Genomic DNA, 26,292 nt, shown 5'->3' on the forward strand with positions numbered 1-26,292 from the left:
GACGACTCCATGTCAACCATCGATCGCGTCGAGGTGCTGGTCACCAGCCCCGGCCGCAACTTCGTCACGCTCAGGATCACCACCTCGGATGGCGTCACCGGCCTCGGCGACGCCACCCTCAACGGCCGCGAGCTCTCCGTGGTCGCCTATCTGAAGGAACACGTCGTTCCCCTTCTGATCGGCCGCGACCCGCAGAAGATCGAAGACACCTGGCAGTACCTCTACCGCGGTGCGTACTGGCGGCGCGGCCCGGTCACGATGGCCGCGATCGCCGCCGTCGACGTGGCGCTCTGGGACATCAAGGGCAAGGTCGCGGGTCTGCCCGTCTACCAGCTGCTGGGCGGTGCGTCCCGCACCGGCGCGCTCGCCTACGGCCACGCATCCGGCTCTGACCTGCCGTCGCTGTTCACCTCGATTCGCAACCACCTCGATCAGGGTTTCAAGGCGATTCGCGTGCAGACCGCCGTTCCGGGCCTCGGTCAGGTCTACGGCGTCGCCACGAACCAGAAACCCGGCGAGCGCTACGACTACGAGCCGGCCAAGCGCACCGAGGTGCCCACCGAGGAGGAGTGGGACAGTCGCGCCTACCTGCACCACATCCCCACCGTGTTCGCCGCCGTGCGCGAGGAGTTCGGCTACGACATCCCGCTGCTGCACGATGGGCACCACCGGCTCACGCCGAATCAGGCCGCCATCCTCGGCAAGTCGCTCGAGCCATACGACCTGTTCTGGCTCGAGGACTGCACGCCGGGTGAGAACCAGGAGGGGCTGCGGCGCGTTCGCTCGCAGACCACCACGCCGCTCGCGATCGGCGAGATCTTCAACACGGTGTTCGACTACCAGACGCTCATCACCGAGCAGCTCATCGACTACGTGCGCAGCGCCGTCACCCACACCGGCGGCATCAGCGCGCTCAAGAAGATCATGGACTTCGCCGCCGTCTACCAGATCAAGTCGGGCTTCCACGGCCCCACCGACATCTCGCCCGTGGGCCAGGCAGCCGCTCTGCACCTCGACCTCGCCATCCACAACTTCGGCATTCAGGAGTACATGAAGCACTCGGATGACACCCTGAACGTCTTCAAGACGAGCTATACATTTGAGAACGGCCTGCTGCACCCCGGCGAGAACCCCGGTCTCGGAGTGGACTACGACGACGATCTTGCGGCATCCTTTGAGTACACGCCCGCCTATCTGCCGGTGAATCGCCTGAAGCTCGACGGCACCATCCACGACTGGTAAAGGCACGACGAGGAGCACCCATGACCGAACACCAGCGACTCACGCCCTCGGCACTGCTCCAGGCGCATCCGATCATCGCCGTGCTGCGAGCGCGCGACGCCGCCGACTACGCGCCCGTGATCGACGTGCTGGCCGAGAACGGCGTGCGCTCGATGGAATTGACCCTCAGCACCCCGAACACCTTCGGGCACCTCCCTGCGATCGTCGCGAGGGGTGGGGCGGATGTCGAGGTCGGCCTCGGCACGATCACCACGGTCGACGAGGCCCAGCGTGCGATTGACGCGGGGGCCCGCTACCTCGTGACGCCCATCCTGAACACCGCGGTGATCGAACTCGGCGTCGCCGCGGGCGTTCCGGTGTTTCCCGGGGGTCTCACCCCCACGGAACTGTTCACGGCCTGGCAGGCCGGAGCAACCGCCGTGAAGCTCTTCCCGGCCGAGACCGTGGGTCCGCAGTACGGTTCGCACCTGCGCGGACCCTTCCCCGAGCTGCAATTCGTGCCGTCGGGAGGCATCACCCTCGCCGACATCCCGCGCTGGCTCGGCGCCGGCGCGGTCGCTGTGAGCCTCGGCGGTCCACTCGTCGGTGATGCGCTCAAGGGCGGGTCACTCACGGAGCTCGCCGCCCGTGCCCGGTCGGCCGTCGAGGTCGCTCGGGAGGCACGGGCATGAGCGGTGTCGTCACCCTCGGCGAGACCATGGCGCTCATGGCCGCCAGCGGGGTCGGACCGCTGCAGCACGAGCGCAGCATGACGCTCGGCGTTGGAGGATCTGAGAGCAACGTCGCGGTCGGTCTGAAGCGCCTCGGCGTCGACGTGACGTGGATCGGCAAGGTCGGAGCCGACTCACTCGGAGACCTGGTTCTCAGGGAGATCTCGGCGGAGGGCATCCGGGTGATCGCTGCGCGCGACCCCGAGGTGCCCACCTCGCTCATGATCAAGGAACGCCGCACCGCAAACGACACGCACGTCTGGTACTACCGCCGGGGCACGGCGGGCGGGCGGCTGCGCTCCGACGAGTTCGATCCCGCGGTGATCCGTGAGGCATCGCTGCTGCACCTCACCGGCATCTCCCCCGCGCTCTCCGACGGCATGGCCGAAACGGTCTCCGAAGCGATCCGGGTGGCCAAGGAGGCCGGCGTCGCCATCTCCTTCGACCTGAACTTCCGCGGCAAGCTCTGGTCGCGTGAGCAGGCGCGCGAGGCCTACCGGCGCATCATCCCCCAGGCCGACATCGTGTTCGCCGGCGATGACGAGGCCGCAATCGCCGTCGGTGCGGCCGATTCCGCGTCGGAGCTCGCTCGGCGAATCGTCGACCTCGGAGCTCGCGAGGCCGTCATCAAGCTCGGTGCGCACGGAGCGCTCGCCCTCGTCGACGGCCGCGAGCATCTGCGGGACGCGGTGAAGATCACACCCGTGGACACCGTCGGCGCCGGCGACGCCTTCGTCGCGGGCTACCTCGCCGAATACCTCCTCGACGCGGATGTCGACACCCGCCTGGCGACGGCGGTCACCACGGGCGCATACGCCTGCCTCGTTCCCGGAGACTGGGAGGGTGCTCCCCGCCGCCACGAACTCGCACTCCTGAACGGCGCCGAGCCGGTCAGTCGGTAGGGGCCTACGCGCCCTGAACATCGAAGCTCGCCGTAACCGGCTTTGGTGTGCGGCGCGGTGGCCCTAGCCTGTAAGAGCGGAATGTTCCGCACCCCCAACAGCTCGAACCTCCGAGGAGACCCCATGCCAGATAACGCAACCGCCACCGCGAACATTGGTGTCGTCGGCCTCGCCGTCATGGGATCGAACCTCGCCCGCAACCTGGCAAGCCGCGAGGGCAACACCGTCGCCGTCTACAACCGCTCCCCCGAGCGCACCGAAGTGCTGCTCGCCGAGCATCCGGATGACGGCTTCGTCGCCTCGAAGTCCATCGAGGAGTTCGCGGCGTCGCTCACGAAGCCGCGCACCGCGATCATCATGGTGCAGGCGGGCAAGGGCACGGATGCGGTCATCGACCAGCTCTCCGCGGTCTTCGAGCCGGGCGACATCATCGTCGACGGCGGCAACGCGAACTTCCACGACACCATCCGCAGGGAGAAGGCGCTTCGCGAGAAAGGCCTGAACTTCGTCGGCGCCGGCATCTCTGGTGGCGAGGAGGGCGCTCTCAAAGGACCGAGCATCATGCCCGGTGGCTCGGTCGAGGCCTACAAGACCCTGGGCCCGATCCTCGAGTCGATCGCCGCGGTGGTCGACGGCGTGCCCTGCGTCACCCACATCGGCACCGACGGCGCCGGCCACTTCGTCAAGATGATCCACAACGGCATCGAGTACGCCGACATGCAGCTCATCGCCGAGGCCTACGACCTGCTGCGCAACGTCTCCGGGCACGAGCCCGCGGCCATCGCTGACGTCTTCGAGACCTGGAATTCGGGCGATCTCGAGTCATACCTCATCGAGATCACCGCCGAGGTGCTCAGGCAGGTGGATGCGAAGACCGGCAAGCCCTTCGTCGACATCGTGCTCGACCAGGCCGGGTCCAAGGGCACGGGAGTCTGGACCGTGCAGAACGCGCTCGACCTCGGCGTTCCGGTGGGCGGCATCGCGGAGGCGGTCTTCGCCCGCGCGGTCTCGAGCCACCCCGAGCAGCGCGAGGCCGTGCAGGCCATCGTCGAGTCGCGTCCGGATGTCGTCACCCCCGACCCCGCCAACTCCTTCGAGGATGACGTGCGCGCCGCGCTCTACGCGTCCAAGGTCGTCGCGTACGCGCAGGGCTTCGATGCGATCATCGCCGGAGCCGAGAAGTACGGCTGGGAGATCGACAAGGGCGCGGTCGCCACGATCTGGCGCGGCGGCTGCATCATCCGCGCGCAGTTCCTCAACCGCATCGTCGAGGCCTACGCCAACGACGCGTCCATCCCCTCGCTGCTGGTCGACCCGTACTTCGCGAAGGCAGTGAAGGAGGGCGAGGCGGCCTGGCGCCGCGTCGTGTCGACGGCGGCACTGTCCGGCATCCCGATCCCCGGATTCGGTGCCGCGCTCAGCTACTACGACTCCCTCGCCTCGAAGCGACTGCCCGCAGCTCTCGTGCAGGGTCAGCGCGACTTCTTCGGAGCGCACACCTACAAGCGCGTGGACGAGCCGGGCGTCTTCCACACTCTGTGGTCGGGCGACCGCAGCGAGATCGCCACGGAGCCCAGCACCCACTAGTTCACCGGTCGCTGGGCTCGTCGAAGCGCTAGCGCGCGACGACGACCTTGCCGATGCTTCGACCCGACTCGACGAGCTCGTGCGCCCGGCGTAGGTTGTCCGGTGTGAACCCGTCGAGCCGGGTGGTGAGGGTGCTGACGACCCGACCCTCGTCGACCAGCCCCGCCACGGCATCCAGCAGGCGCCCCTGCTCGCCCATGTCGGGCGTCTCGAACTTGGCGCGGGTGAACATCCACTCCTGGTGCCAGGTGATGCTGGTCTGCACGAGCCGGGCGCTCTCGAGCCCGCTCGCTCCATCGATCGTCACGAGCTCGCCGAACGGGATGAGCAGCTCGGCGTAGGCGTTGAAGTGACTGGCCGTCTGTGGCGAGAAGATCCACTTCACACCGCCCGGCGCGACCTCGCGCACGGCGGCCACGAGGTCGCCGGAGTGATCGACGACGTGGTGGGCGCCCATCCTGGTTGCGAACTCGCGAGACTCGGGCCTGGATGCCGTGGCCACGATCGTCACGCCGGTCAGTTGTCGGGCCAGCTGCGTCAGGATCGACCCGACGCCACCAGCACCGCTCACGACGAGCAGCACGCCGGCGCTGTCCGCGTCGAGGCGCAGCTTCTCGAACAGCGACTCCCACGCCGTGATCGTCGTGAGGGGCAGCGCCGCCGCGGCCGCGAAATCGAGGGTCGACGGCTTGTGGCCGACGATGCGCTCGTCGACAGCCTGGAACTCGGCGTTCGATCCCTCGCGGGTGATGTCTCCCGCGTAGTACACCTCGTCGCCGACGGCGAAGCGGGTCACCCCGGTGCCGACCGCCGCCACCGTGCCTGCCGCGTCGAAGCCGAAGCGCTTGGACTCGCCCGCGGGCAGTGCACGACGTCGCTTGGTGTCGACCGGATTCACCGAGACCGCCTCGACGCGCACGAGGAGATCGCGAGGCCGCAACTCGGGCAGCGGTACCTCGATCTGACTGAACGTCATCGGGTCGGCGATGGGTCCGGTCGAAGCAACGATGGCCGTCATGGCTGAAGTCATGTCGAGTGCAACTTCGCGGGTTTCGAAGCCATTCCCTGCATGGGTTCCGATACGCCCGCCGGCGCTCACTACTCAACCGGCCTTGATCGAAGCATGGGAGACTGGAGCGCTATGAGCGACCTCGAGGAGCACCCGGAGCTGGCGGGCTACGATCCGACGGATGACCGGCCGCTGCCGGGTCGCAGGCGGCGGCTCTTCATCATGCGCATCATCGTCGTACTCGGCGTAATTGCGCTCGTGTTGCCGGGCATCGTCACGACGATCTCCGTCGGCTCCGCCACCGCGCAGCGAGCCTGCGCCATCTGGGTGCGTCATCTCTCACCCGACGCGAGCGAATCATCCGCCCGTTTCGAACTCTTCGGTCCGAGTGGCATGGGCTGGGAGTGCTACGCCGTCGGCACCTTTGGCGGTGATCGTCACGTGGCCTCGCTCGGGCTCATTCCGGGCGGAGCGACGCTGCTGCCCGCGACCGAGAACAGCTGACACTCGACCGCAGGTCTGCGAGGGACGAACCCGCGACCTCGTCATGGCGTCGTCAGTCGAGATGGAAGATCTCGGGAATCACCTTCCACCACTCGCCCTCCGCGCGATCGGCCACGGGCCGCTGGAGTGGTTCGCACACCTTCCACCACTCCTGGGTGGCGGGATCGGCGGCGATCGCCGCCATGTCGGAGTCGAGGTCGTCGCCGACGTATTCCATGTAGGAGAACAGCACATCGCCGTGCCGGAAGATCGAGTAGTTCCTGACATTGCTCGCCGAGAGCCTGGCCAGAACGTCGGGCCACACCGCAGCGTGCAGACGCTCATATTCGGCGACATTCTCCGGCGGAAGGCCGATGACGGACGCGAGTCTTTTCATCGACCGCTCCCCCGGGGTGACGGAGCTTCGGGCCGGATGCGGAGGTTGTGAACCCCGCCGTCCACCTCGAGCGCCGTGCCGGTGGTGGATGCGGAGAGCGGACTCGCGAGATACAGGATCGCGCCAGCCACTTCCTCCGGGGTGACCATCCTTCCCGTCGCCTGGCGCGCATCCAGCGCGGCGCGTTCCGCGACCGGATCGTCGAACTTTGCCAACATCCGGTCGACGAAGGGCGTGGATACGGTGCCCGGGCTGACACAGTTCACCCGGATGCCCTCACGGATGTGGTCGGTCGCCATGGCGAACGTGAGCGCGAGCACCGCACCCTTTGATGCGCCGTAGAGCGCCCGTTGCGGGAGACCGTTGAGCGCGGCGATCGAGCACAGGTTGACGATCGCGGCCGACGGTGACCTTCTGAGCCACGGCAGTGCCGCGGCCGAAACGCGTGCGATGCCCACGACATTGATGTCGAGCACCCTGATCCACTCGTCGTCGGTGTTGTCTTCGACCGTGCCGACGGCGCTGATTCCGGCGTTGTTGACGAGAACGTCGATTCTGCCGAAGTGCTCCGCCACCTGCGAGATGGCCGACTCCACGGACGCGCGAGCAGAGACGTCGGCCGCGATGCCGACAAGCCCGCTAGGCACTGCGTCGGGATTGAGATCAAGAACCGCAACGCTCGCACCGGCTCTCGAGAGCGCGAGCGCCGTTGCCAGGCCGATCCCGGATGCCCCGCCCGTGACGACCGCGACCAGACCGTCGAACTCGCTCATGCCTGCACCATCTCCTGCTGTGCCCTGCCGAGTCCGTCTATCTCCAGGGTCACGACGTCGCCGGCTCTGAGATACGGCGTATCCGGCAAGCCCAGCGCAACGCCCGCGGGAGTCCCGGTGTTGATGATGTCGCCCGGATTCAGCACCATGAACTGGCTCAGATACCAGACGATGTGGCGAACACCGAAGATCATGTTCGCGGTCGTGCCGTCCTGCCGAAGCACCCCGTTGACCCACAGTCGCAACTGCAAGTTCTGGGGGTCGGCGACTTCACTCGCCGGGAGCAGAAACGGCCCGAGGGGATTGAAGGTCTCGCAGCTCTTTCCCTTGTCCCACTGACCGCCGCGTTCCAGCTGAAATTCTCGCTCCGACACGTCATGCGACAGCACGTAGCCCGCTATGTGCCGGTCCGCGTCGGCTTCGGAATCGAGGTAGCGAGCCTGAGTGCCGATGACGACGCCGAGTTCCACTTCCCAGTCGGTTTTTACCGAACGACGAGGAATCAGGACTCGATCGTTGGGGCCGACGATCGTGCTCGGGTCTTTCATAAAGACCACGGGCTCCGGCGGCACGGCCGCTCCGGTCTCTTCGGCGTGGTCCCGGTAGTTGAGTCCGATACACACGATCTTGCCCGGCGCAGCCACCGGTGGCGCAACCCGCATCGACTCAGCATCCTCAAGCGGCGGCAGTTCTCCCGCGCTGAGAGCGGCCCGCACCCGCTCGACGCCACCGCTCGCAAGAAAGGCACCATCGATGTCCCGCGTCAACGACCGAAGGTCGAGCGTGACATCGTCCACTCGCACCACCGGAATTTCCCGCCCGGCATCGCCGAGTCTGGCCAGCTTCACTTCCCTGCCTCGTTTCTTTTCAGCGTTGCTCGGTGTGTGGCGTTCCGCACGACGTCCCTAGCCTTTCACCGCGCCGACCGTTTGACCACGGATGAGGAACCGCTGGGCTCCGAGGAACACGGCCAGGAGAGGGAGCATGCTGATGACCGTGGCCAGCGCGAGCTGCGGCATGTAGAGCTTCACGTCCAGTCCGGCTGCCACGGTCGCGTTGAACAATGGGCTGGCTCCGATGAGCTCCTGGATGCCGATCGACACAGTCTTGTTCTCCTGGCTGGAGGTGACGAGCGCGAGCGGAAGAAAGAAGTTCGTCCAGTTCGCGACGAACGAGAAGAAGGCCACGAGGGCCACGGCCTGCTTCGAAATCGGCAACGCCACCTGGAAGAACGTGGCGATCTCGCCCAGGCCATCAATGCGCGATGCCTCCACCAACTCGTGCGGCATGCTCGACATGAAGTGGATGTAGGCGAGGTACACGCCGAAGGGGAAGAACCCCATGATGATGGCCATCGGCCAGAGTTGCCCGATGGCCCCGACGGCGTTCACCTCGAGAAACAGCGGGATGACCAGAACCGTGTTCGGCATCACCATCGCAAGAAGGGTGATGAACAGCCACGTCTTGCGCGCGCGAAAACGGAGTCGCGCCATGGCATAGCCCGCAGGCAGCGCGGAAGCGACAGCGAGAAACCCTCCGACGATCGACACGATGAGCGAGTTCAGTATCCACCTGGGGAACAGCCCGCCGCCGCCGGGCCCGAATCCGACGACCTGGGACCAGCTGAAGGCGACGTTGTCGAACGACAAGCCGCCCAGCCCCAGAAAGCCGTCGGAGCCCGCGGCCACATGGCTCTGGTCTCGGAACGCCATCGCGATGAAGCCGACGATCGGGACGATGAAGATGGCCGCGACGAACAACATGGTCACGATGCGCGCGAGGCGTCCGACCGACCACCGGCGGGAGCCGACGACCTCGGGGGCAAGGGCCGCTGTAGTTTTGGACATCAGTTCTTCTCCTCGTCCCCGAAAAGCCCACTTCTGAAGACAATGAAGATTCCGATGATCAGAGTGATCGCCAGCAGAATGATGGACATGGCGGCGGCCGCGGGGAAGTTGCGGTTGGTGAAGGCAAAGGCGTAGCCCAACTGGTTCGGGCCCCACTCGCTGCTGATCGAGCCCGACGATATCTGACGCAGAAGGTACGGCTCGAGAAAGAGCTGGAATCCGTAGGCCAGGTTCATCAGTGCCGCGTATCCGATCCACGGTCGGATGAGCGGCAGCTTCACTCGCCACGCCAATTGCCACGCGTTTGCGCCGTCGAGCGACGCGGCCTCGAAGATCTCGTCCGAAATGCCGTTGAGGCCACCATTGACGATCACGATCCAGGTGCCCACACCCTGGAAAAACAGCATTCCGGTCAGGATGGCGGGCATGTTCGGGTCGGTGACCACCTGCTTCAGGTCCGTCAGTCCCATGTTCTGCCAGAGGAACGCGATCGGTGACTGTGACGGGTTCAACAGGTAGACCCAGAGAACGAAGTTGGCTATGCCGGCAAGCGCCCCCGGCACGTAATAGATGAAGCGCATTGCTCCGCCAAAGCGGCCGGGGCTGGCGTGCACGAGCAGCGCGAGGCCGACGATGCCGATCATCATTAGGGGCAACCAGACGATCAGCACGCTGAAGATGTTGAAGAACGTGGAGAAGAAGCGATAGTCCGTGACAGCGGTCACGAACGAGTCGACTCCGCCGAACCCGGTCTGCGGATTCAGCAGGGTTGGTGCCTTCTGCAGGCTGATGTAGAAGGCGTACCCGATGGGAATTGCCGCGCCGATGAGAAAGAGCAGGATGTATGGCGTCATGAGCAACCACGCGCCACGGCTCTCTGCCTTTTGGTGCACTTGTCGCCCGCGCGTCGCCGGCTTCTGCGGCGTGACAGTTGCGGTCGGGCGAAGTGTTGCCAAACTCATGTATTCATCCTCGAATGCGGTAGCAGCTGTATGACCATCTCGTGCTGCGAGGGTACCGGCCTTGGGCAGGTACCCCCGCTCACACGTGACTTACTTGGATTCCTTGACCGTGTATCCGATCGACTTGGCCTTGTTGACCAGGGTGGTGCCGAACTTGTCGATGGCGTCGTCCACCGTCTTTCCGGCGATCAGCGTCGGACTCACCGTCTCCGTCCACACCGAGCCGGTGTCGTACAGCATGTACGAGTACGGCGCCACGGCTCCGGCTGCCGACTTCATGGCATCCTGCGTCGTCGGGATGTCGGCGAAGTACTTGTCCGCCTCCATCTTGGCGAGCCACTTGTCCTGATCCGGTCCGTAACCCGGGAGTCCAGTGCTGAGCTCAACCTGCCAGGCCGGATCAGTCGCCACGAACTTCGCAAAGGTCAGCGCGTTTGCCAGCTGCTTGCCCTTGATGTGCGACGAAACGCCCCACAGACCGCCGCCCTCGTTGCCTGCCGTCGGCTTGGAATCGCCCTTCCACGTCAGTGGAGCAACCGCGCTCATTTCTCCCGCGGGGATCTTCCAGGTATCGCGGAAGAGGTAGTTGCCCCACCACGCGGCACCGGGGCTCATGACGAGGTTGACCCCGGCCTTGTCGGCGTCACCGTCGAAGATGCCCTGGGTGGTCAACGCCTTGCCCTGGTACATCGTGGACAACAACTTCGTCGCCCGCACGCAGTTCGGGTCCTTGAGGTTGATGTGTGCCTCTGTCTCCGAAAGACGCCCGTTAGTGGGGCAATCTGAGCCCTGCAGGTAGCGGTTGACCGCGTAGGCGTCACCGAGGAATCCGCTGATCTTGCCCGGGTGCTCCGCCGCGATCTTCACCGCGAGCGAGCCATACTCTTCCCAGGTGGTCGGCAACGAGTAGCCGTTGTCGTCGAAGAACTTCTTGTTGTACCAGAACACGTCTGGCGCGGCGTCGTTACGCAGGCACCGGATCTTTCCGTCGAAGTCACAGAACGACAGCACAGCGGGGTCGTAGCCCTTGATGACATCCGGAAGGAGCTTCGTCAGGTCGGCGGCATAGTTGCTCGTCGAGTTCGTTGCCCAGGCGATGTCGTCGTTGGACGGGAAGAAGATCGCGTCCGGCCAGCCAGACTTAGCCGAGTCGAAGTTCGCGAACGCCTGCTTGACAGTTTGCCCTCCGACGGTGCCGTCGATCTGCACGACGTCGATCTTGATCTCGGGGTGTGCCTTCTTGAAGGCCTCCGCGGCTGGCACGCGGGGCGGATCAACCCAGACGGTAATCTTTCCGCCCGAGTCGGTCTGCTTCTCGGCCTTGGTCCCGCTGTCCCCACCCGCGCAGCCGCTCAGCGCGAGGGAGGTGAGGGCGACGATGGCGATCACCCCGCTGAGCGAGAACACTCTCTTGGACTTCATGGACACTCCTTTGTGTTTATGTGCCGCCTATGCGGCGCGTGGTTTCACTGTTAGGTGCGGCCGAACGCGGTTTTCGCCGCATGCTCAAACGTCGTATCAAGCCAGAGGTGCCGGTCGAACGTGTGAGCACAGCCAATTCATCGAATCATTCACCGATCATCCTAGTATAGATCGGATGAATGTGGCAGGGTTCTTGATTTCCGCGGCTTTTTCGTAACATCCGGTGCCCCAATCTCAAAATTGGTTGGACTATTCGGAGCTTCGCGCGATCGCTGCGTCGATGCGCGACTCATCGATGCCGTAGAACTCGACGCCCGTGGCTCCGAGGATTGCCGTCCGCTCATCGGCGCTGAAGCCGTCGAATATGCGGGTCAGGCCCTCCCACACCCGGTCGTAGCCGCCAGCGGTGAGCGAGATCGGCCAATCGCCTCCATACATCAGGCGACGCGCCCCGAAGACATCCATCGCATGATCCACGTAGGGACGCACCGCGTCGACCGTCCACGCTTCCGGATTCGCGGTGGCCGCGTAGAGCCCGCTGACCTTGCCGTACACCAGTGGATTCTCGGCGGCGGCGGCGATCAGGTCCCACCACGGCTGAGTGCTGTCCAGGCCGATCGGCGGCTTGGAAAGGTGATCGATCACCATGCGCAGGCGCGGGAATCGCTCGGAGAGAATCGGCACGAGTTCGAGGTGACGCGGCAACACCGACACGAGATCGAACGTCAGCCCGGCATCCTCGAGCATGCCCAGGCTCTGCGATACCTCGCGGCCCAGGAGCCACTCCGGATCCGCCTGATTGTGGATGAGGTTGCGAATTCCCACGGTCAGAGTGCTCTCTCTGAGCCGCTCGAGCGCCACGGCGGCCTCCGCCGGTCGGTCGAGCGGCACGAAGGCGACAATCGCGACCACTTCGGGATTGTGAGCGGCCGTATCGAACATGAGGTCTGTGTCTTCCGCATTATCGGCGGATTCCACCAGAACCGTGCCGTGGATGCCGGCCCGCTTCAACGAGGGCTTGAGTTCGTCGAAGGCAATCGTGCGATTGAGCTCCCCCGCGTCGGGGCCGAGCCAGGAGTATTCTGCTCGGCTCAAGTCCCACACGTGCTGATGGGTATCGAGTACAGGACTGACCATCTGTTGTCGCTCCGTTTCTGTCGCCACGTGGCGCCGTCGGATGGGATACCAGCACGTGCTTATGCCACGGGCCGGACTCTATACATGTGATGAATCAGCATAGATCAGATGTATTCGTCCTCCCATCTATACTGACGACATGGCACAGGACTCGACCGCATCACCGGGCGACGACAAGGCGGAAGCTGCGACCCACCCGCAATCGCAGACCGATGTCGTGATCTCACGGATTCGTGACATGCTCTCCGCCGGCGAACTCGCCCCGGGGGCTCGCCTGCCGATCGAAAAGGAGCTCGCCTCATCCTTCGGGGTGTCTCGCGGATCGCTCCGAGAAGCCGTTCGTGCCCTCTGCATCATGGGTGTCCTCGAGACGCGACAGGGCGACGGAACCTATGTGACGTCGTTGGACTCGCGACTCCTGCTCGCCCCGATGGAATTCATGGTTGAGCTGCAGTCGCCCGAGCACCGCCACGACATCCATGCTGTTCGCAGGCTCCTCGAAGCCGAAGCAGCGGCGAGGGCCGCGCTCAATATCACCCAGGATGAACTCGACGAAGCTCGTCGCATTCTCGATGGAGTGGACGCGCTCACCAACGCAGAGCCCGTGACCGAGCACGAGGCGATCATGGATGCCGACATCGCGTTCCATCGCGTCGTCGCGCACGCCGCGAACAACTCGACACTCGCCGCGCTCATCGACGCGCTGGGGAACCGCACGAGCCGGGCTCGCCTGTGGCTCGGGCTTCACCATCAGGGTCAGACGAGAACCGCGCACAACGAGCACGTCGCCATCCTGCGGGCGCTCGAGTCACACCAGCCCGACAGGGCCCGGCTCGAGATGGACCATCACCTTCTGGGCGTTGAGGACATCCTGCAGGAACAACCCGGCATCGACGAACCCTGAATCAGGCCGCGCTGGCAGCCCGCCCACTCCAGTAGCTTCCCGCCGGGAAGGCGTACTCGTCGATGGTCGTGGAGTACATCTCGGCGCTGTATCCGGGCTGCGACGGAAGCACGTACGCGCCGTTCTCGACGATGCACGGGTCAACGAAGTGCTCGTGAAGGTGGTCGACGTACTCGGTGACCCTGCCCTCGAGGCTGCCAGACACGGCCACGTAGTCGAAGATTGAGAGGTGCTGAACCAGCTCGCACAGACCGACCCCACCCGCGTGCGGACAGACCGGGATCCCGAACTTCTTGGCCATCAGGTAGACGGCAAGAATCTCGTTGATGCTGCCCAGCCGTGCCGAATCGAGCTGGCAGAAGTCGATGGCCTCCGCCTGGAACAGCTGCTTGAAGAGCACGCGATTCATCCCGTGCTCCCCGGTGGCGACTCCGATGGGAGCGATGGCCTTGCGAATCGCGGCGTGGCCAAGCACGTCGTCGGGGCTCGTGGGCTCCTCGATCCACAGCGGAGCGAACTCGGCGAGGGCCTGCACCCACTCGATGGCCTGCGGCACATCCCAGACCTGATTCGCATCGATCATCAACTTGGCGTCCCAGCCGATGACATCGCGCGCGATCGCGAGCCGGCGGCGGTCGTCCTCGAGGTTCGCCCCCACCTTGAGCTTCACGTGGTCGTAGCCCGCGTTCACGGCCTCTGTCAGAAGCCCTCGGAGCTTCTCGTCGCTGTAGCCGAGCCATCCGGCGCTCGTCGTGTAGCAGGGGTACCCGGTCGCAGCCATTTCGGCGATGCGCTCGTCCCTCGTCGGTGCAAGGTCGGCGAGAAGGGCGATCGCCTCCTCCCGCGTGAGGGCGTCAGAGAGGTAGCTCAGGTCCGCGGCATCCACCAGCTCTTCCGGCGTCATGTCGGTCAGCAGGCGCCACAGCGGCTTTCCGGCGACACGAGCGGCGAGGTCCCACACGGCGTTCATCACGGCGGCGAGCGCGAGATGGACGACGCCCTTCTCGGGGCCCAGCCACCTCAGCTGCGTGTCGCTCTGGAGCTTTCTGTACACGGAACCCAGATCCGCGACGACGGCCTGGACGTCCATCCCCACGAGCGCCTGGCCTCGCTGACGAGCCGCCTCCGTGCAGAGGTCATTGCCTCGACCGATGGTGAAGGTGAAGCCGAATCCGTTCAGCTCCGGGTCGTCGGTGTGGATCACAACGTAGGCGGCGGAGTAGTCACCATCCTTGTTCATCGCGTCCGAGCCATCCAGGCTCAAGGAGGTGGGGAAGCGGATGTCGTGCGCCGTCACGGAAGTGATGATTGCCATTGCTTTTGTTCAGCTTTCTGCGGTGATGAGATGCGGGATGAAGCCCAGTGAGTGCAACTCGGCCCAGAGTTCCGACGGAATGGTGGCCGAATAGCGTTGAACATTGCTGGAGACCTGCGCCGCGTCCCGCGCACCGAGCACGACGGACACCACCGCGGGGTGGAGCAGCGGATAAGCGACGGCGGCCTCGGGCAGGGCGACGCCGTAGCGCTCGCACACATCGGCGATCTGATTCGCGCGCACGATTGTCTCGGACGCCGCGTCCTCGTAGTTGAACTTTGCCTGCGCCTCGGGCCGGGCCTTCGCGAGAATGCCCGAGTTGTAGACGCCGGCGGCGACAACGCCGACGCCGCGCTCGAGAGCAAGCGGCAGAAGGTCATCCAGCGCCGAGTGCTCGAGCAGAGTCATTTCGCCCGCCATCATCACTAGGTCGACATCGGCCTTGCGAATCAGCTCAGCGAGCGGCGCGCTGTGGTTCATTCCGGCACCCACTGCACCAACCACGCCCTGCTCACGAAGTTCGATGAGCGCACCGATGCCGGCTGTGCTCGCCTGCTCCCAAAAATCGTCCGGGTCGTGCAGGTAGACGACGTCGAAGCGGGCGAGCCCCGTGCGCTCAAGCGATTCCTCGATCGAGCGCAGCACGCCGTCGCGGCTGAAGTCCCAGCGCCGCACGGTCGCAGCAGGCACGGCAAAGCCCTGGTCGTCGAGCTGGTCTGCGGTGCTCGGTGATGGCTCCAGTATCCGGCCGACTTTGGTCGATATGGCGAACTCGTCGCGCGGGCGATTCTGCAGTGCAGCGCCGACCCGACGCTCCGACAGGCCGAGGCCGTAGTGCGGAGCCGTATCGAAGTAGCGAATGCCGTCGCTCCAGGCCTGCTCTATTGCCGAATCCGCCTGCTCGGGTGTCGTTTCGCGATACAGGTTGCCCAGCTGGGCAGTCCCGAGTCCGAGTTCAGTAAGCGGGAGATCTCGCACCTGTGTGCGTACGCGCATAGCACTCCCCTTTGATCGCCGTTGTCTAACTAGCTTCGATCATAGGGGAAAGATTAGATCAATATGGCCTCCGGGGCGGGAATCAGCCCAAATTGGGCATATTTGCCCGAATAGATCAGCTCTATTTGGGCCCGGGAGCGCAGCGGAGGCTCACCCGACTTCCCACGGCGGGAGCAAAGAGGTCTAATCATTTGCCCCTCTACTCAGCGCACTCGCGCGGTGCCTCGTCGGTTGGCCCATTGAGCACAGGAGATGCGCTCGACCATTCATCTGATCAATAATGGGGAGACCACTCAAGGAGGACGCATGCGCACCGCCGCGTATTCAGGAAACAAGACAATCACCATCGCAGACGCGACACCAGCAGCTCCGGGCGCGGATGAGGTGCAGATCAGGGTCGCCTACACCGGCCTGTGCGGCACTGATCTGCACATTCTCCACGGCAACATGGACGCGCGCGTCAGCATGCCCCTCGTTTTCGGACACGAGATGAGCGGCACGATCGCCGCTCTGGGCAGCAACGTGACGGACTGGTCGGTCGGTGCTCCGGTCACCGTCATGCCGTTGGACTGGGACAACACCTGCCCGGCCTGCCTCGCGGGCAATCAGCACATCTGCCAGAACCTGAACTTCATCGGCATCGACTCCCCCGGCTCACTGCAGGGACTGTGGAACGTGCCCGCGGATACCCTCGTGGCGCTTCCCACCGAGCTGCGCCTGGATCACGCTGCGCTCGTCGAGCCCGTGTCGGTGGCCGTGCACGACGTTCGGCGCGCGAACCTCACGCCCGGCGACAAGGTGGTCGTCATCGGCGGGGGTCCGATCGGCGTCCTGATCGCCTCGGTCGCGCGCGATTTCGGTGCCGAGGTCGCCGTGATCGAACTGGATGCCACGCGCCGTGAGGCCATTGCTGGCCTTGGTCTGACCACGCTTGACCCGCGCGCCACCGACCAGGTTGCCTGGGTGGAGCAATGGACCGGCGGGGCCGGTGCGGATGTCGTGTTCGAGGTGTCCGGATCCGCCGCGGCCGTTCTCGGTGCCACCGATCTCGCCAAGGTGCGAGGGACGCTGGTCGTGGTCGCGATACATCCGGTTCCCCGGGAGATCAACCTGCAGCGCGTCTTCTGGCGCGAACTGACGATCCTGGGCGCGCGCGTGTATCAGCGCACCGACTTCGAGAAGGCGGTGGAGCTGCTGCAGCGAGGCGCAATTCCCGCTGACCTGCTCATCACCAAGATCGTTCCGCTCTCGGAGACCCAATCTGCCTTTGCCGACCTCGAGTCCGGAGACGCCATGAAGATCCTCGTCGATGTGCAGAGCGAACAGGACGAGAGGTGAGCGCGGTGTCGCAATTCGACCTGTCGGGCACGACCGCGGTCGTCACGGGCGCACGTCGGGGTATCGGGATGGCGATGGCCATCGCGCTGGCCGAGGCGGGCGCGGACATCATCGGCGTGAGTGCGACGCTGCCGGCAGCCGGGAGTGCGGTCGGCGCGGCGGTGGAGGGTCTGGGCAGAAGCTTCACGGCCCGTGCCGTGGATTTCTCGAACCGCGAGGCCGTCGTGGCGCTCGGCGACGAACTGCGGGATATGGCCGTCGACATCCTGGTCAACAACGCCGGGACGATTGAGCGAACGCCGGCGGTGGAACATCCGCTCGAGATGTGGGATCGGGTGCTCGAGGTGAACCTCACGAGCCAATTCATCCTCACTCAGGCAGTCGCGGCCGGCATGATCTCTCGCGGGCGGGGCAAGGTCATCTTCACGGCGTCACTGCTGAGCTTTCAGGGCGGCATCAACGTGCCTGGCTACACCGCATCCAAGTCCGGCATCGCTGGGTTGACCAAGGCACTCGCGAACGAATGGGCGCCGCTCGGCATCACGGTGAACGCGATCGCTCCGGGCTACATCGCCACCGACAACACTCAGGCCCTGCAGGACGACCCGGAACGCGCCCAGGCGATACTGCAGCGCATACCGGCCGGGCGCTGGGGCCGGGCGAGCGATCTGGGTGGAGCAACGGTATTCCTCGCCTCGCCCGCTTCGGACTACGTCTCCGGCATCGTGCTGCCGGTGGACGGCGGGTGGCTCGGACGCTGACGCCGGCGCTTCGACACGCTCCGCGAACGGCGAGTGTGCCTCGGCGCGCGAAAGCCTAGGCGGCGCCGTCGAACATCGAGGTGACCGAGCCGTCGCCGAAGACCTGCTGGATGGCCGTCGCGAGCAGCGGCGCGATCGGCAGGATCTCGAGGGTCGGGAAGCGCTTGGCCTGCGAGATCGGCAGCGTGTCGGTGACCACGACCGAGTTGATGAACTCGGACTGCAGGATCTCCGGCGCCGGGTCGGAGAAGATCGCGTGGGTGGCGGCGACGACGACACTGAGCGCACCGGCCTGCTTGAGCGCCTGTGCCGCGGCGACGATCGTGCGGCCGGTGTCGATCATGTCGTCGACGATGAGGCAGACGCGCCCCTCGACCGGCCCGATGATCTCGTGCACCGAGACCTTGTTCGGCACGAGCGGGTCGCGGCGCTTGTGGATGATGGCGAGCGGGGAGCCGAGCTTGTCGCTCCAGATGTCGGCGACGCGCACGCGGCCCATGTCTGGGGAGACGACGGTGAGGTTCGAGGTGTCGAGCTTGGACTGGAAGTGCTTCAGCAGCACCGGCATCGCGAAGAGGTGGTCGACGGGGCCGTCGAAGAAGCCCTGGATCTGGGCGGCGTGCAGGTCGACCGACATGATGCGGTCGGCGCCGGCGGCCTTGAACAGGTCGGCGACGAGGCGCGCGGAGATCGGCTCGCGACCGCGGCCCTTCTTGTCCTGCCTGGCATACGGATAGAACGGCGCGACCACGGTGATGCGCTTGGCCGAGGCCCGCTTGAGTGCGTCGACCATGATGAGCTGCTCCATGAGCCACTCGTTGATCGGCTCGGTGTGCGACTGGATGACGAAGGCGTCGCATCCGCGCACGCTCTCGTCGTACCGGGCGTAGATCTCACCGTTGGCGAAGGTGCGGGCGTTGGTGTGCACGAGATCGGTGTCGAGTTCGGCCGCGATATCCGCGGCGAGTTGGGGGTGCGCGCGACCGGACACGATCACGAGCCGTTTCTGTCCGTTGATTTTGATCTCGGACACGTATCCCGCTCTCTGCCGTCGCCGGCGTGTGTGAAAAAGCCGCTAGTCGGTAGCTTCTTCGCCAGCCGCCGCCGCCGCTTTCGCCGCCGCAGTGCCCGGGCGATTCGTCTCGACCCAGCCAGTCATATTGCGCTGCGGAGCCACGTTGATAGCCAATGCCCCGGCGGGCACATCCTTGCGAACGACCGTGCCGGCACCCGTGTAGGCTCCATCGCCAATTCTAACGGGGGCGACGAACACGTTGTGCGACCCGGTCCGCACGTTCGACCCGACAGTGGTGCGGTGCTTGTTCACACCGTCATAGTTCGCGGTGATCGTGCCCGCGCCCACGTTCGACTCGACGCCCACCTCGGTGTCGCCGATGTAGCTGAGGTGCGGCACCTTGCTCCCCCGGCCGATGTGGGCGTTCTTCGTCTCCACGAAGGTGCCGATCTTGCCGTCCTCGGCGAGTTCGGTGCCGGGCCTGAGGTAGGCAAAGGGACCAACGGATGCGCCAGCGCCGATCACCGCGAGCGTCGCGTCGGTGCGCTTCACCACGGCGTTCTCGCCAACCTCGCAGTCGACGAGGGTCGTGTCGGGCCCCACGATGGCGCCGCGCGCGATCGACGTCGCACCCTTGATGCGGGTGCCAGGCAGCAGCTCGACGTCCTCGGCGAGCGTCGCGTCCACGTCGATCCAGGTCGACGCCGGGTCCTGCACGGTGACGCCGGCGAGCTGCCAGCGGCGCACGATGCGCGCATTCAGTTCCACGCCGGCCGCGCTCAGCTGGGCGCGGTCGTTGATGCCGGCAACCAGCCACGGGTCTGACACCGGAACCGCCTCGATGCGACCACCCGACGCGCGGATGCCTGCGGCGGCATCCGTCAGGTACTTCTCCCTCTGCGCGTTGTCGGTTCCGATCGCGCCGAGCGCGGCTCGCAGCGCGGCGACGTCGAAGACGTACACACCCGCGTTCACCTCGGTGACGAGCAGCTGCTCCGGCGTCGCATCCTTCTGCTCGACGATCGATTCGAAGGCGCCGTCGGCGGAACGAAGGATCCGCCCGGCGCCCGTGGGGTCGGGGAAGAAGGCGCTGAGCAGCGTGAGGGCGTTGCCGGAGTCGCGGTGGCTCGCGATCATGCCGTGGATGGTCTCGGCATCGAGCAGGGGAACATCGGCGCTCAGTACGACGAGGTGGCCGGCGAAGCCCGCGGGCAGAGCGGCGACGCCGAGCTCGACGGCACGGCCGGTGCCCGGCACCTCGTCCTGGTCGACGATGAGTGCGGACGGGAAGTGCTCGGCGACCACCGCGGCGATGGCGTCGCGCTCGTGCCGCACGACCGTGATGACGTGAGCGGCGCCGAGCTGGCCTGCTGTGGTGAGAACGTGGCCGAGCATCGAGACGCCCGCGAGTTCGTGCAGCACCTTCGGCCTCGACGACTTCATGCGCGTGCCCTGGCCCGCTGCGAGGATGATGACGGCCAGTGCCGAGTCGCGCTCTGCTGAATCGGTCATGTTCCCTCTTTCTCGTGCCTGCTGCAGCTCCGCCTCCAGGACTCGAACCTAGACCTAACAGCTCCAAAGGCTGTCGTGCTGCCATTACACCAAGGCGGACCGCACGGAGGCCGCAGCATCCGGTGCCCGTCAATTCTGCCAGACGCACGGCCCGTCACTACCCGGTTCGCGCGTCGGCGATAATGGGCGCATGCCAGAACGCGACGAAGTCGACCGCGTCGTCGGGGCCTGGGAGCGGGAGCGCCCCGACCTCGATTTCGCTCCGCTGCAGGTGCTCTCGCGCGTCGGGCGGCTGGCCCGGCACCTCGATCGGGCGAGGCGAGCGGCGTTCACGGCATCCGAATTGGACTCCTGGGAGTTCGACGTGCTGTCGGCGCTGCGTCGCGCGGGCAAGCCGTACCAGTTGAGCCCGAAGGCGCTGCTGCAGCAGACCCTGGTCTCAAGCGGCACGATGACCAACCGGATCGACCGGCTGGTGGAACGACAGCTGGTCGAGCGCCGCACCGATCCGCACGACGGCCGCGGCATCCTCGTCGTCATGACGCCGACCGGTCGCGTGCGCGTCGACACGGCGATCAGCCTGCTTCTTCGGGCAGAGACCGAACTGCTCGAGGGGCTCTCCGCATCCGACCAGGAGCGACTGGCCGGGTTGCTGCGCCGCCTCAGCCTCGACTTCGACTGAACTTCAGCCGAGCAGCTCGCTGAGCTCGAGCCATCGCGTCTCGACCGCGGAGAGTGATGCCTGCAGCGTGCTGAGCTCGGTCGACAGCTCGCCGAGTCCCGCATAGTCGCTCTGGTCGTGCTCCGCCATCTTCAGGTGCAGCGCCGCGATCTGGCCGTTCAGCTTCTCGATCTTGCGACCACCGGCGGCGAACTCCTTCTCCGCGTTGCGCAGCTCCGCGCCCGCCAGCTTCGGCGGACCCGACGGCTTCTGCGCGGCCGGTGCCTCGGTCTTGCTGCCGCGCTCGGCATCCCGCTGCTGCTTCGAGCGCAGCTCGAGATACTGCTCGACGCCCCTGGGCAGGTGCCGCAGGCCGCCATCGATCACGGCGTACTGCTGGTCGGTCACTCGCTCGACCAGATATCGATCGTGCGACACCACGAGCAGGGTGCCGGGGAAGGAATCGAGCAGGTCCTCGATGGCGGCGAGCATGTCGGTGTCGAGGTCGTTGGTGGGCTCGTCGAGGATGAGCACATTGGGCTCCGAGAGCAGGATCAGCAGCAGTTGAAGGCGGCGCTTCTGCCCGCCGGAGAGATCCTTGACCGGGGTGCTCAGCTGCGCGCTCGAGAACCCGACGCGCTCGAGCAGTTGGCCCGGTGTCATCTCCTTGCCGCCGGCGATGTAGCTGCTCTTCTGCCGCCCGAGCACCTCGCTCACGCGGTCGTTCCAGATCTCCTCGAGCTCGAACAGCTGCTGCGTCAGGGTCGCGACCTTGATCGTCTTGCCGCGCTTCACGCGGCCGGTGGTCGGCAGCAGGCTCCCCGCGACGAGGCTCAGCAGCGTGCTCTTGCCAGCGCCGTTCACCCCGAGGATGCCCGTGCGCTCGCCCGGCGCGATGCGCCAGGTCACGTCTTTCAGCACGTTCTTGTCGTCGTAGCTCACCGACACGTTCTCGAGGTCGACGACGTCCTTGCCGAGGCGCTGCATCGCCATCGAAGCGAGCGAAACGCTGTCGCGCGCGGGCGGTTCGTTCTCGATCAGGGCGTTCGCCGCGTCGATGCGGAACTTCGGCTTTGCTGTGCGAGCCGGAGCTCCGCGGCGCAGCCAGGCCAGCTCCTTGCGCATCAGGTTCTGCCGCTTCGACTCGGATGCCGCAGCCATTCGATCACGCTCGACCCGCTGCAGGATGTACGCGGCGTAGCCGCCCTCGAACGGCTCGATCAGCCGGTCGTGCACCTCCCAGGTGGCGGTGCAGATCTCATCGAGGAACCACCGGTCGTGGGTGACGACCACGAGCCCACCGGAGTTCGCGGACCAGCGCTGCTTGAGGTGCTTCGCGAGCCAGGCGATGCCCTCGACGTCGAGGTGGTTGGTGGGCTCATCGAGAAAGATCACGTCGTGGTCGCCGATGAGGAGTGCGGCGAGCGCCACCCTCCTGCGCTGGCCGCCCGAGAGGTCTGCCACCTTCGACTCCCAGGGGATGTCGGAGGCGAGTCCCGCGATGACGTCGCGGACCTTCGGGTCACCAGCCCACTCGTGCTCATCGAGATCGCCGATGATCGTCTGGTGCACGGTGAGCTCGTCGTCGAGATCATCCGCCTGGTCGAGCATGGCGAGGGTGATGCCGCCGCGCCTCGTCACCCGGCCGGAGTCGGGTTCGAGCCGGCCCGCCAGCATCCGGAGCAGCGTGGACTTGCCGTCGCCATTGCGGCCGACGATGCCGATGCGGTCGCCCTCGTCGAGACCGATGGTGACGCGATCGAAGATGACGCGGGTCGGGTATTCGAGGTGAAGCGCTTCCGCGCCGAGCAGGTGGGCCATTCGTTCGAGACTAGCCGAGGCAGACCCGGAGCATACACCGGCGATGGCCGGCGCGGAGGGCGTTGACACCGCTCAGGGCGAGGGAAACGATGGAAGAGACGAAGGGCAGAACATGACCACACTCGCACGCCTCGGCACCTCGCTCTCCGCGGTATTCACCGACGACACCACCAAGGCGATTCACGAACCCTGGGGACCGCACGACACGCAGGTGCTCATCGTGGCGGCCATCGGCATCCTCATCGTGGTCGCCCTGATCGTGTGGCTGAAGATGCACGCGTTCCTCGCGCTGACTATCGGCGCACTGTTTGTCGGGCTCGCCTCCGGCATCGACCTCGGCAAGGTCACCGCATCCTACGAAACGGGCGTCGGCGGCGTGCTCGGCTACGTCGGCGTGTTGATAGCCCTCGGCGCCATGCTCGGCAAACTGCTTGGCGATTCAGGCGGTGCAGACCGGATAGTGAACACCCTTCTGCGGGGACGGCCCGCTTCCCTGCCGTGGAAGATGGGCCTCGTCGCCGTGATCATCGGCATCCCGATGTTCTTCGAGGTCGGACTCGTTCTCCTCATCCCCGTCGTCATGCTCGCCGTGCACCGCTCCAAGGGGCCCGCGATGCGGCTCGGAATCCCGGCGCTCGCCGGCCTCTCGGTACTGCACGGCTTCATCCCGCCGCACCCCGGTCCCGTCGCCGCCATCGGCATCCTGCACGCCAACGTCGGCGACACCCTCGCGCTCGGCCTCCTCATCGCGATCCCCACCGTCATCGTCGCCGGACCGCTGTTCAGCAGACTCGCCGCCAAGTGGGTGCCGATCGGCCCCGCCGGTGCCGGGCTCGCCTTCGTCGGCGCGGGAGCGGCATCCGGTTCGGACGAGGCCGCCGGCACGGGCGCTGCGGCGACGAAAACCGCGACCCGCGCGGAGACCAAGACGGTTCAGCAGGGTGCGGCCGACCCGGCCGTCACCCGAACACCGTCGTTCGGCTGGACGCTGACGACGGTGCTCTCCCCCGTCGTGCTCATGCTGCTGAGGGCGGGATCCGACCTGTGGATCTCCCCGACGACGCCGATCTACAAGATTCTCCAATTCATCGGTGACCCGGTGGTCGCTCTGCTCATCGCCGTGCTGCTCGCGATGATCACCTTCGGAACCACCGTCGGATTCTCGGTGAGCACGCTCTCCAAGAAGATCGGCGACTCGCTGCTGCCCATCGTCGGTGTCGTGTTCATCGTCGGTGCCGGTGGCGGCTTCAAGCAGGTGCTCGTCGACGGCGGCACGAGCGTGGCGATCGGCAAGTTCGCGGTGGCCGCAAGCCTGTCGGCGCTCGTGCTCGGCTGGATCGTGGCGGTGCTCATCCGAGTGGCCACCGGTTCGGCGACGGTCGCGACCGTCACCGCGGCCGGAATCGTCGCGCCCCTGGCGGCGAACCTCCCGCCCGCCCAGCTCGCACTCGTCGTGCTCGCCGTCGGGGCCGGGTCGCTGTTCTTCTCCCACGTCAATGACGCCGGCTTCTGGCTCGTGAAGGAGTACTTCGGCATGACGGTGTGGCAGACGATCAAGACCTGGTCGGTGATGGAGACGATCATCTCGATCATCGGCGGCCTGCTGGCGCTGCTGCTCTCCCTCGTCCTCTGAACTTCTCCGCCGCCCGATTGTTCGATCCACCTCGCCGCGAGGAGAGGAGGGGTTACTCGTTTACCAGTCGGGCGCCGTGCACGGGACCCGTGGCGCGCACGACCGTGAGGCGGGCGGCGCTGAGCGCGATCTGCAGCTCGAGGGCGTGGTCGAGGTCGGCTGCGAGGAACGCGACGGTGGGACCGGAGCCAGAGATCATGCCCGCGAGAGCGCCGTTCTCCTCGCCCAGCTCGATGATGGCCGCGAGCTCGGGTTCGAGGTGCAGCGCCGGCGCCTGCAGGTCGTTGTGGAGCACCTCGGCAAGCATGTGCGGGTCGCCGGCGCGCAGGGCCTGCAGCACGAGAGCGTCGACCTGCGGCTGCACCTCGGCCGGGAAGATGTCCTGGGAGTGACGCTCGCGATGCCGGTCCAGCTCGCGGTAGACCTCCGGAGTGCTCATGCCGAAGTCGGCGAACGCGAAGACCCACTGGAAGACGCCCTTGGCGAGGGCCGGGCTCAGCTGATCACCCCGGCCGGTGCCGATCGCGGTGCCACCGCTGAACGCGAAGGGCACATCGGAGCCGAGTTTCTGTGCGAGCTCGAGCAGCTCCTCGCGACTGAGGCCGGTGCCCCACAGCGCGTCGCAGGCAAGTAGCGTGGCAGCGGCATCCGCGGAGCCCCCGCCCATGCCGCCCGCGATCGGAACGTGCTTCTCGATCTCGAGCCGCACGCCGCCGCGGAAGTCGGCCTTGCGCGCGAGCAGCGTTGCCGCCTTGATCGCGAGATTCGAGCCGTCGGTGGCGAGGCCGGAGACATCCACGGTGCCAGAGAACGACACGGAGAAGTCGTCTGCCGGGTAGGCGCGCACGTCTTCGCAGAGCGAAACGGCCTGGTACGCGGTGGCAACATCGTGGTAGCCGTCGTCGAGCAGCGCCCCCACTTTGAGGAACACATTGATCTTGCCCGGTGCTCGCGCGTGTACCACCTGTGGAGCGGCCGAGGTGGTCATGACTCCAACCTAGCCGACCGTTTCCGGCACTCGTTACTCGCGGGCACGGGCTATCGCGACGAAGTCGTCTACCGTAAGCTCCTCGCCCCGCGCGGTCGGGGCGATTCCGACCTTCTCCATGACCGCGGATGCCGTGGCACTGCCGCCGAGGACGCCCGCGAGCGCCTGCCGCAGCATCTTCCTTCGCTGCTGGAATGCGGCATCCACGAGCTGGAACGTGGCGAGGCGCTCGGCCTCACTGCCCATCGGCCGGGACCGCAGCTCGAACCCGACGAGGATCGAATCGACGTTCGGTACCGGCCAGAACACCTGCCTGCTCACCTGGCCCGCGACCCTCCATTCGCCGTACCAGGCGGCCTTCACGCTCGGGCTCCCGTAGACCTTGGAACCGGGCGGAGCTGCGATCCGCTGGCCCACCTCCGCCTGCACCATGACGAGCCCGGAGGTGATCGCCGGGAAGTGCTCCAGGAAGTGCAGCAGCACAGGCACGGAGATGTTGTACGGCAGGTTGGCGACGAGCGTCGTCGGTGCGCCCGGGAGCTCGGTGACCTTCATCGCGTCCTCCGTGACGACGGTGAGGTCGGCGCCGGGCTGCATGAGTTCGACGGTGAGCGGCAGCTGGGCCGCGAGCCGCTTGTCGATCTCCACCGCAACGACGGACGCGCCGGTCTCGAGCAGCCCGAGCGTGAGCGAGCCGAGCCCCGGACCGACCTCCACGACGGTCTCGCCAGACTGCACTCCGGCCACCCTGACGATGCGGCGGACCGTGTTCGCATCGATGACGAAGTTCTGCCCCAGCTTCTTGGTGGGCTGGATGCCGAGCAGTTCCGCGAGGTCGCGGATCTCGGCCGGGCCGAGCAGCTTCGACTCAGTCATG

25 protein-coding genes and 1 tRNA gene are annotated in these 26,292 nt (G+C 66.1%); 10 read left to right on the top strand and 16 right to left on the bottom strand.

The window, feature by feature from the left end; all coding sequences use genetic code 11:
* The first annotated feature begins 9 nt into the window (after positions 1-9).
* From manD to gndA, 4 genes are all read left to right on the top strand, one after another.
* Entirely contained in the window at positions 10-1,242 is a 1,233-nt protein-coding gene (gene manD / locus ABUA37_RS02350; protein ID WP_349897505.1) for a D-mannonate dehydratase ManD, read from the top strand.
* 20 nt (positions 1,243-1,262) lie between these two features.
* On the top strand, positions 1,263-1,913 hold the full coding sequence (locus ABUA37_RS02355; RefSeq protein WP_349897506.1) for a bifunctional 4-hydroxy-2-oxoglutarate aldolase/2-dehydro-3-deoxy-phosphogluconate aldolase: 651 nt from the start codon (positions 1,263-1,265) through the stop codon (positions 1,911-1,913).
* On the top strand, positions 1,910-2,854 hold the full coding sequence (locus ABUA37_RS02360; RefSeq protein ID WP_349897507.1) for a sugar kinase: 945 nt from the start codon (positions 1,910-1,912) through the stop codon (positions 2,852-2,854). The genes ABUA37_RS02355 and ABUA37_RS02360 overlap by 4 nt, the downstream gene beginning before the upstream one ends.
* 123 nt (positions 2,855-2,977) lie before the next feature.
* Complete coding sequence (gndA, locus tag ABUA37_RS02365; protein WP_349897508.1) at positions 2,978-4,441, top strand: NADP-dependent phosphogluconate dehydrogenase; 1,464 nt, start codon at positions 2,978-2,980, stop codon at positions 4,439-4,441.
* A gap of 28 nt (positions 4,442-4,469) precedes the next feature.
* Here the strand turns inward: gndA and ABUA37_RS02370 are convergent, their stop codons facing one another.
* A complete protein-coding gene (locus ABUA37_RS02370) occupies positions 4,470-5,459 on the bottom strand; it encodes a zinc-binding alcohol dehydrogenase family protein (RefSeq protein ID WP_349897509.1) in 990 nt (329 codons plus the stop codon).
* 123 nt (positions 5,460-5,582) lie between these two features.
* On the opposite strand from ABUA37_RS02370, the gene ABUA37_RS02375 reads away from it, so the two are divergent.
* Positions 5,583-5,954, top strand: a complete 372-nt coding sequence (locus tag ABUA37_RS02375) for a hypothetical protein (protein WP_349897510.1) — start codon at positions 5,583-5,585, stop codon at positions 5,952-5,954.
* 52 nt (positions 5,955-6,006) lie between these two features.
* Here ABUA37_RS02375 and ABUA37_RS02380 read toward each other — a convergent pair whose 3' ends face one another.
* The 7 genes from ABUA37_RS02380 to ABUA37_RS02410 form a co-directional block, all read right to left on the bottom strand.
* Positions 6,007-6,330 carry an L-rhamnose mutarotase gene (locus ABUA37_RS02380; protein WP_349897511.1) on the bottom strand — a complete coding sequence of 108 codons (324 nt, stop codon included), beginning with the start codon at positions 6,328-6,330 and terminating at the stop codon, positions 6,007-6,009.
* Complete coding sequence (locus ABUA37_RS02385; protein ID WP_349897512.1) at positions 6,327-7,103, bottom strand: SDR family NAD(P)-dependent oxidoreductase; 777 nt, start codon at positions 7,101-7,103, stop codon at positions 6,327-6,329. Before ABUA37_RS02385 ends, ABUA37_RS02380 begins: the two co-directional genes overlap by 4 nt.
* Positions 7,100-7,951 (bottom strand): fumarylacetoacetate hydrolase family protein, encoded by an 852-nt coding sequence (locus tag ABUA37_RS02390; protein ID WP_349897513.1) that lies wholly within the window; start codon positions 7,949-7,951, stop codon positions 7,100-7,102. The genes ABUA37_RS02385 and ABUA37_RS02390 overlap by 4 nt, the downstream gene beginning before the upstream one ends.
* Positions 7,952-8,008: 57 nt before the next feature.
* Complete coding sequence (locus ABUA37_RS02395; protein WP_349897514.1) at positions 8,009-8,950, bottom strand: carbohydrate ABC transporter permease; 942 nt, start codon at positions 8,948-8,950, stop codon at positions 8,009-8,011.
* Complete coding sequence (locus tag ABUA37_RS02400; protein ID WP_349897515.1) at positions 8,950-9,912, bottom strand: carbohydrate ABC transporter permease; 963 nt, start codon at positions 9,910-9,912, stop codon at positions 8,950-8,952. Before ABUA37_RS02400 ends, ABUA37_RS02395 begins: the two co-directional genes overlap by 1 nt.
* A gap of 90 nt (positions 9,913-10,002) precedes the next feature.
* On the bottom strand, positions 10,003-11,334 hold the full coding sequence (locus ABUA37_RS02405) for an ABC transporter substrate-binding protein (protein WP_349897516.1): 1,332 nt from the start codon (positions 11,332-11,334) through the stop codon (positions 10,003-10,005).
* A 249-nt stretch (positions 11,335-11,583) separates the two neighbouring features.
* Complete coding sequence (locus ABUA37_RS02410) at positions 11,584-12,471, bottom strand: amidohydrolase family protein (RefSeq protein ID WP_349897517.1); 888 nt, start codon at positions 12,469-12,471, stop codon at positions 11,584-11,586.
* Between the two features lie 139 nt (positions 12,472-12,610).
* Between ABUA37_RS02410 and ABUA37_RS02415 the strand changes: the two genes are divergently transcribed.
* Positions 12,611-13,375 carry a FadR/GntR family transcriptional regulator gene (locus tag ABUA37_RS02415; RefSeq protein WP_349897518.1) on the top strand — a complete coding sequence of 255 codons (765 nt, stop codon included), beginning with the start codon at positions 12,611-12,613 and terminating at the stop codon, positions 13,373-13,375.
* Between the two features lies 1 nt (position 13,376).
* Here ABUA37_RS02415 and ABUA37_RS02420 read toward each other — a convergent pair whose 3' ends face one another.
* Entirely contained in the window at positions 13,377-14,690 is a 1,314-nt protein-coding gene (locus ABUA37_RS02420) for an L-fuconate dehydratase (RefSeq protein WP_349897519.1), read from the bottom strand.
* A 9-nt stretch (positions 14,691-14,699) separates the two neighbouring features.
* Positions 14,700-15,686, bottom strand: coding sequence for an aldo/keto reductase (locus tag ABUA37_RS02425; protein WP_349897520.1), 987 nt, complete (start codon positions 15,684-15,686; stop codon positions 14,700-14,702).
* Between the two features lie 306 nt (positions 15,687-15,992).
* On the opposite strand from ABUA37_RS02425, the gene ABUA37_RS02430 reads away from it, so the two are divergent.
* On the top strand, positions 15,993-17,024 hold the full coding sequence (locus ABUA37_RS02430) for a zinc-dependent alcohol dehydrogenase (protein WP_349897521.1): 1,032 nt from the start codon (positions 15,993-15,995) through the stop codon (positions 17,022-17,024).
* 5 nt (positions 17,025-17,029) lie between these two features.
* On the top strand, positions 17,030-17,785 hold the full coding sequence (locus tag ABUA37_RS02435) for an SDR family oxidoreductase (protein WP_349897522.1): 756 nt from the start codon (positions 17,030-17,032) through the stop codon (positions 17,783-17,785).
* Between the two features lie 55 nt (positions 17,786-17,840).
* Here the strand turns inward: ABUA37_RS02435 and ABUA37_RS02440 are convergent, their stop codons facing one another.
* From ABUA37_RS02440 to ABUA37_RS02450, 3 genes are all read right to left on the bottom strand, one after another.
* Entirely contained in the window at positions 17,841-18,818 is a 978-nt protein-coding gene (locus tag ABUA37_RS02440; protein ID WP_349897523.1) for a ribose-phosphate diphosphokinase, read from the bottom strand.
* Between the two features lie 42 nt (positions 18,819-18,860).
* Entirely contained in the window at positions 18,861-20,312 is a 1,452-nt protein-coding gene (gene glmU, locus ABUA37_RS02445) for a bifunctional UDP-N-acetylglucosamine diphosphorylase/glucosamine-1-phosphate N-acetyltransferase GlmU (protein ID WP_349897524.1), read from the bottom strand.
* A 27-nt stretch (positions 20,313-20,339) separates the two neighbouring features.
* Positions 20,340-20,411, bottom strand: a tRNA-Gln gene (locus tag ABUA37_RS02450).
* Positions 20,412-20,502: 91 nt separating this feature from the next.
* On the opposite strand from ABUA37_RS02450, the gene ABUA37_RS02455 reads away from it, so the two are divergent.
* On the top strand, positions 20,503-20,994 hold the full coding sequence (locus tag ABUA37_RS02455; protein WP_349897525.1) for a MarR family winged helix-turn-helix transcriptional regulator: 492 nt from the start codon (positions 20,503-20,505) through the stop codon (positions 20,992-20,994).
* A gap of 3 nt (positions 20,995-20,997) precedes the next feature.
* On the opposite strand, the gene ABUA37_RS02460 is transcribed toward ABUA37_RS02455, so the two are convergent.
* Positions 20,998-22,794: an ABC-F family ATP-binding cassette domain-containing protein gene (locus ABUA37_RS02460; RefSeq protein ID WP_349897526.1), complete on the bottom strand. Its 1,797-nt coding sequence runs from the start codon at positions 22,792-22,794 to the stop codon at positions 20,998-21,000.
* Between the two features lie 112 nt (positions 22,795-22,906).
* On the opposite strand from ABUA37_RS02460, the gene ABUA37_RS02465 reads away from it, so the two are divergent.
* Positions 22,907-24,427 (top strand): GntT/GntP/DsdX family permease, encoded by a 1,521-nt coding sequence (locus tag ABUA37_RS02465; protein WP_349897527.1) that lies wholly within the window; start codon positions 22,907-22,909, stop codon positions 24,425-24,427.
* A 52-nt stretch (positions 24,428-24,479) separates the two neighbouring features.
* On the opposite strand, the gene ABUA37_RS02470 is transcribed toward ABUA37_RS02465, so the two are convergent.
* Both ABUA37_RS02470 and rsmA read right to left on the bottom strand, forming a co-directional pair.
* Positions 24,480-25,415 carry a 4-(cytidine 5'-diphospho)-2-C-methyl-D-erythritol kinase gene (locus ABUA37_RS02470; RefSeq protein WP_349897528.1) on the bottom strand — a complete coding sequence of 312 codons (936 nt, stop codon included), beginning with the start codon at positions 25,413-25,415 and terminating at the stop codon, positions 24,480-24,482.
* Positions 25,416-25,448: 33 nt separating this feature from the next.
* Complete coding sequence (rsmA, locus tag ABUA37_RS02475; protein ID WP_349897529.1) at positions 25,449-26,291, bottom strand: 16S rRNA (adenine(1518)-N(6)/adenine(1519)-N(6))-dimethyltransferase RsmA; 843 nt, start codon at positions 26,289-26,291, stop codon at positions 25,449-25,451.
* Position 26,292: the final 1 nt, after the last annotated feature.

It is taken from the genome of Parafrigoribacterium soli, assembly GCF_040227235.1.
Classification (GTDB): domain Bacteria; phylum Actinomycetota; class Actinomycetes; order Actinomycetales; family Microbacteriaceae; genus Parafrigoribacterium_A; species Parafrigoribacterium_A soli.

Bases quoted from the DNA above. Each gene is read 5' to 3' on its own strand.
- ABUA37_RS02360 (WP_349897507.1), top strand. From the start codon at position 1,910: ATGAGCGGTGTCGTCACCCTCGGCGAGACCATGGCGCTCATGGCCGCC.
- ABUA37_RS02370 (WP_349897509.1), bottom strand. From the start codon at position 5,459: ATGACGGCCATCGTTGCTTCGACCGGACCCATCGCCGACCCGATGACG.
- ABUA37_RS02430 (WP_349897521.1), top strand. From the start codon at position 15,993: ATGCGCACCGCCGCGTATTCAGGAAACAAGACAATCACCATCGCAGAC.
- rsmA (WP_349897529.1), bottom strand. From the start codon at position 26,291: ATGACTGAGTCGAAGCTGCTCGGCCCGGCCGAGATCCGCGACCTCGCG.
- ABUA37_RS02420 (WP_349897519.1), bottom strand. From the start codon at position 14,690: ATGGCAATCATCACTTCCGTGACGGCGCACGACATCCGCTTCCCCACC.
- ABUA37_RS02355 (WP_349897506.1), top strand. From the start codon at position 1,263: ATGACCGAACACCAGCGACTCACGCCCTCGGCACTGCTCCAGGCGCAT.
- ABUA37_RS02400 (WP_349897515.1), bottom strand. From the start codon at position 9,912: ATGAGTTTGGCAACACTTCGCCCGACCGCAACTGTCACGCCGCAGAAG.
- gndA (WP_349897508.1), top strand. From the start codon at position 2,978: ATGCCAGATAACGCAACCGCCACCGCGAACATTGGTGTCGTCGGCCTC.
- ABUA37_RS02425 (WP_349897520.1), bottom strand. From the start codon at position 15,686: ATGCGCGTACGCACACAGGTGCGAGATCTCCCGCTTACTGAACTCGGA.
- ABUA37_RS02465 (WP_349897527.1), top strand. From the start codon at position 22,907: ATGACCACACTCGCACGCCTCGGCACCTCGCTCTCCGCGGTATTCACC.
- ABUA37_RS02380 (WP_349897511.1), bottom strand. From the start codon at position 6,330: ATGAAAAGACTCGCGTCCGTCATCGGCCTTCCGCCGGAGAATGTCGCC.
- ABUA37_RS02455 (WP_349897525.1), top strand. From the start codon at position 20,503: ATGCCAGAACGCGACGAAGTCGACCGCGTCGTCGGGGCCTGGGAGCGG.
- ABUA37_RS02460 (WP_349897526.1), bottom strand. From the start codon at position 22,794: ATGGCCCACCTGCTCGGCGCGGAAGCGCTTCACCTCGAATACCCGACC.
- ABUA37_RS02385 (WP_349897512.1), bottom strand. From the start codon at position 7,103: ATGAGCGAGTTCGACGGTCTGGTCGCGGTCGTCACGGGCGGGGCATCC.
- ABUA37_RS02415 (WP_349897518.1), top strand. From the start codon at position 12,611: ATGGCACAGGACTCGACCGCATCACCGGGCGACGACAAGGCGGAAGCT.
- ABUA37_RS02410 (WP_349897517.1), bottom strand. From the start codon at position 12,471: ATGGTCAGTCCTGTACTCGATACCCATCAGCACGTGTGGGACTTGAGC.
- ABUA37_RS02470 (WP_349897528.1), bottom strand. From the start codon at position 25,415: ATGACCACCTCGGCCGCTCCACAGGTGGTACACGCGCGAGCACCGGGC.
- ABUA37_RS02375 (WP_349897510.1), top strand. From the start codon at position 5,583: ATGAGCGACCTCGAGGAGCACCCGGAGCTGGCGGGCTACGATCCGACG.
- ABUA37_RS02405 (WP_349897516.1), bottom strand. From the start codon at position 11,334: ATGAAGTCCAAGAGAGTGTTCTCGCTCAGCGGGGTGATCGCCATCGTC.
- manD (WP_349897505.1), top strand. From the start codon at position 10: ATGTCAACCATCGATCGCGTCGAGGTGCTGGTCACCAGCCCCGGCCGC.
- glmU (WP_349897524.1), bottom strand. From the start codon at position 20,312: ATGACCGATTCAGCAGAGCGCGACTCGGCACTGGCCGTCATCATCCTC.
- ABUA37_RS02395 (WP_349897514.1), bottom strand. From the start codon at position 8,950: ATGTCCAAAACTACAGCGGCCCTTGCCCCCGAGGTCGTCGGCTCCCGC.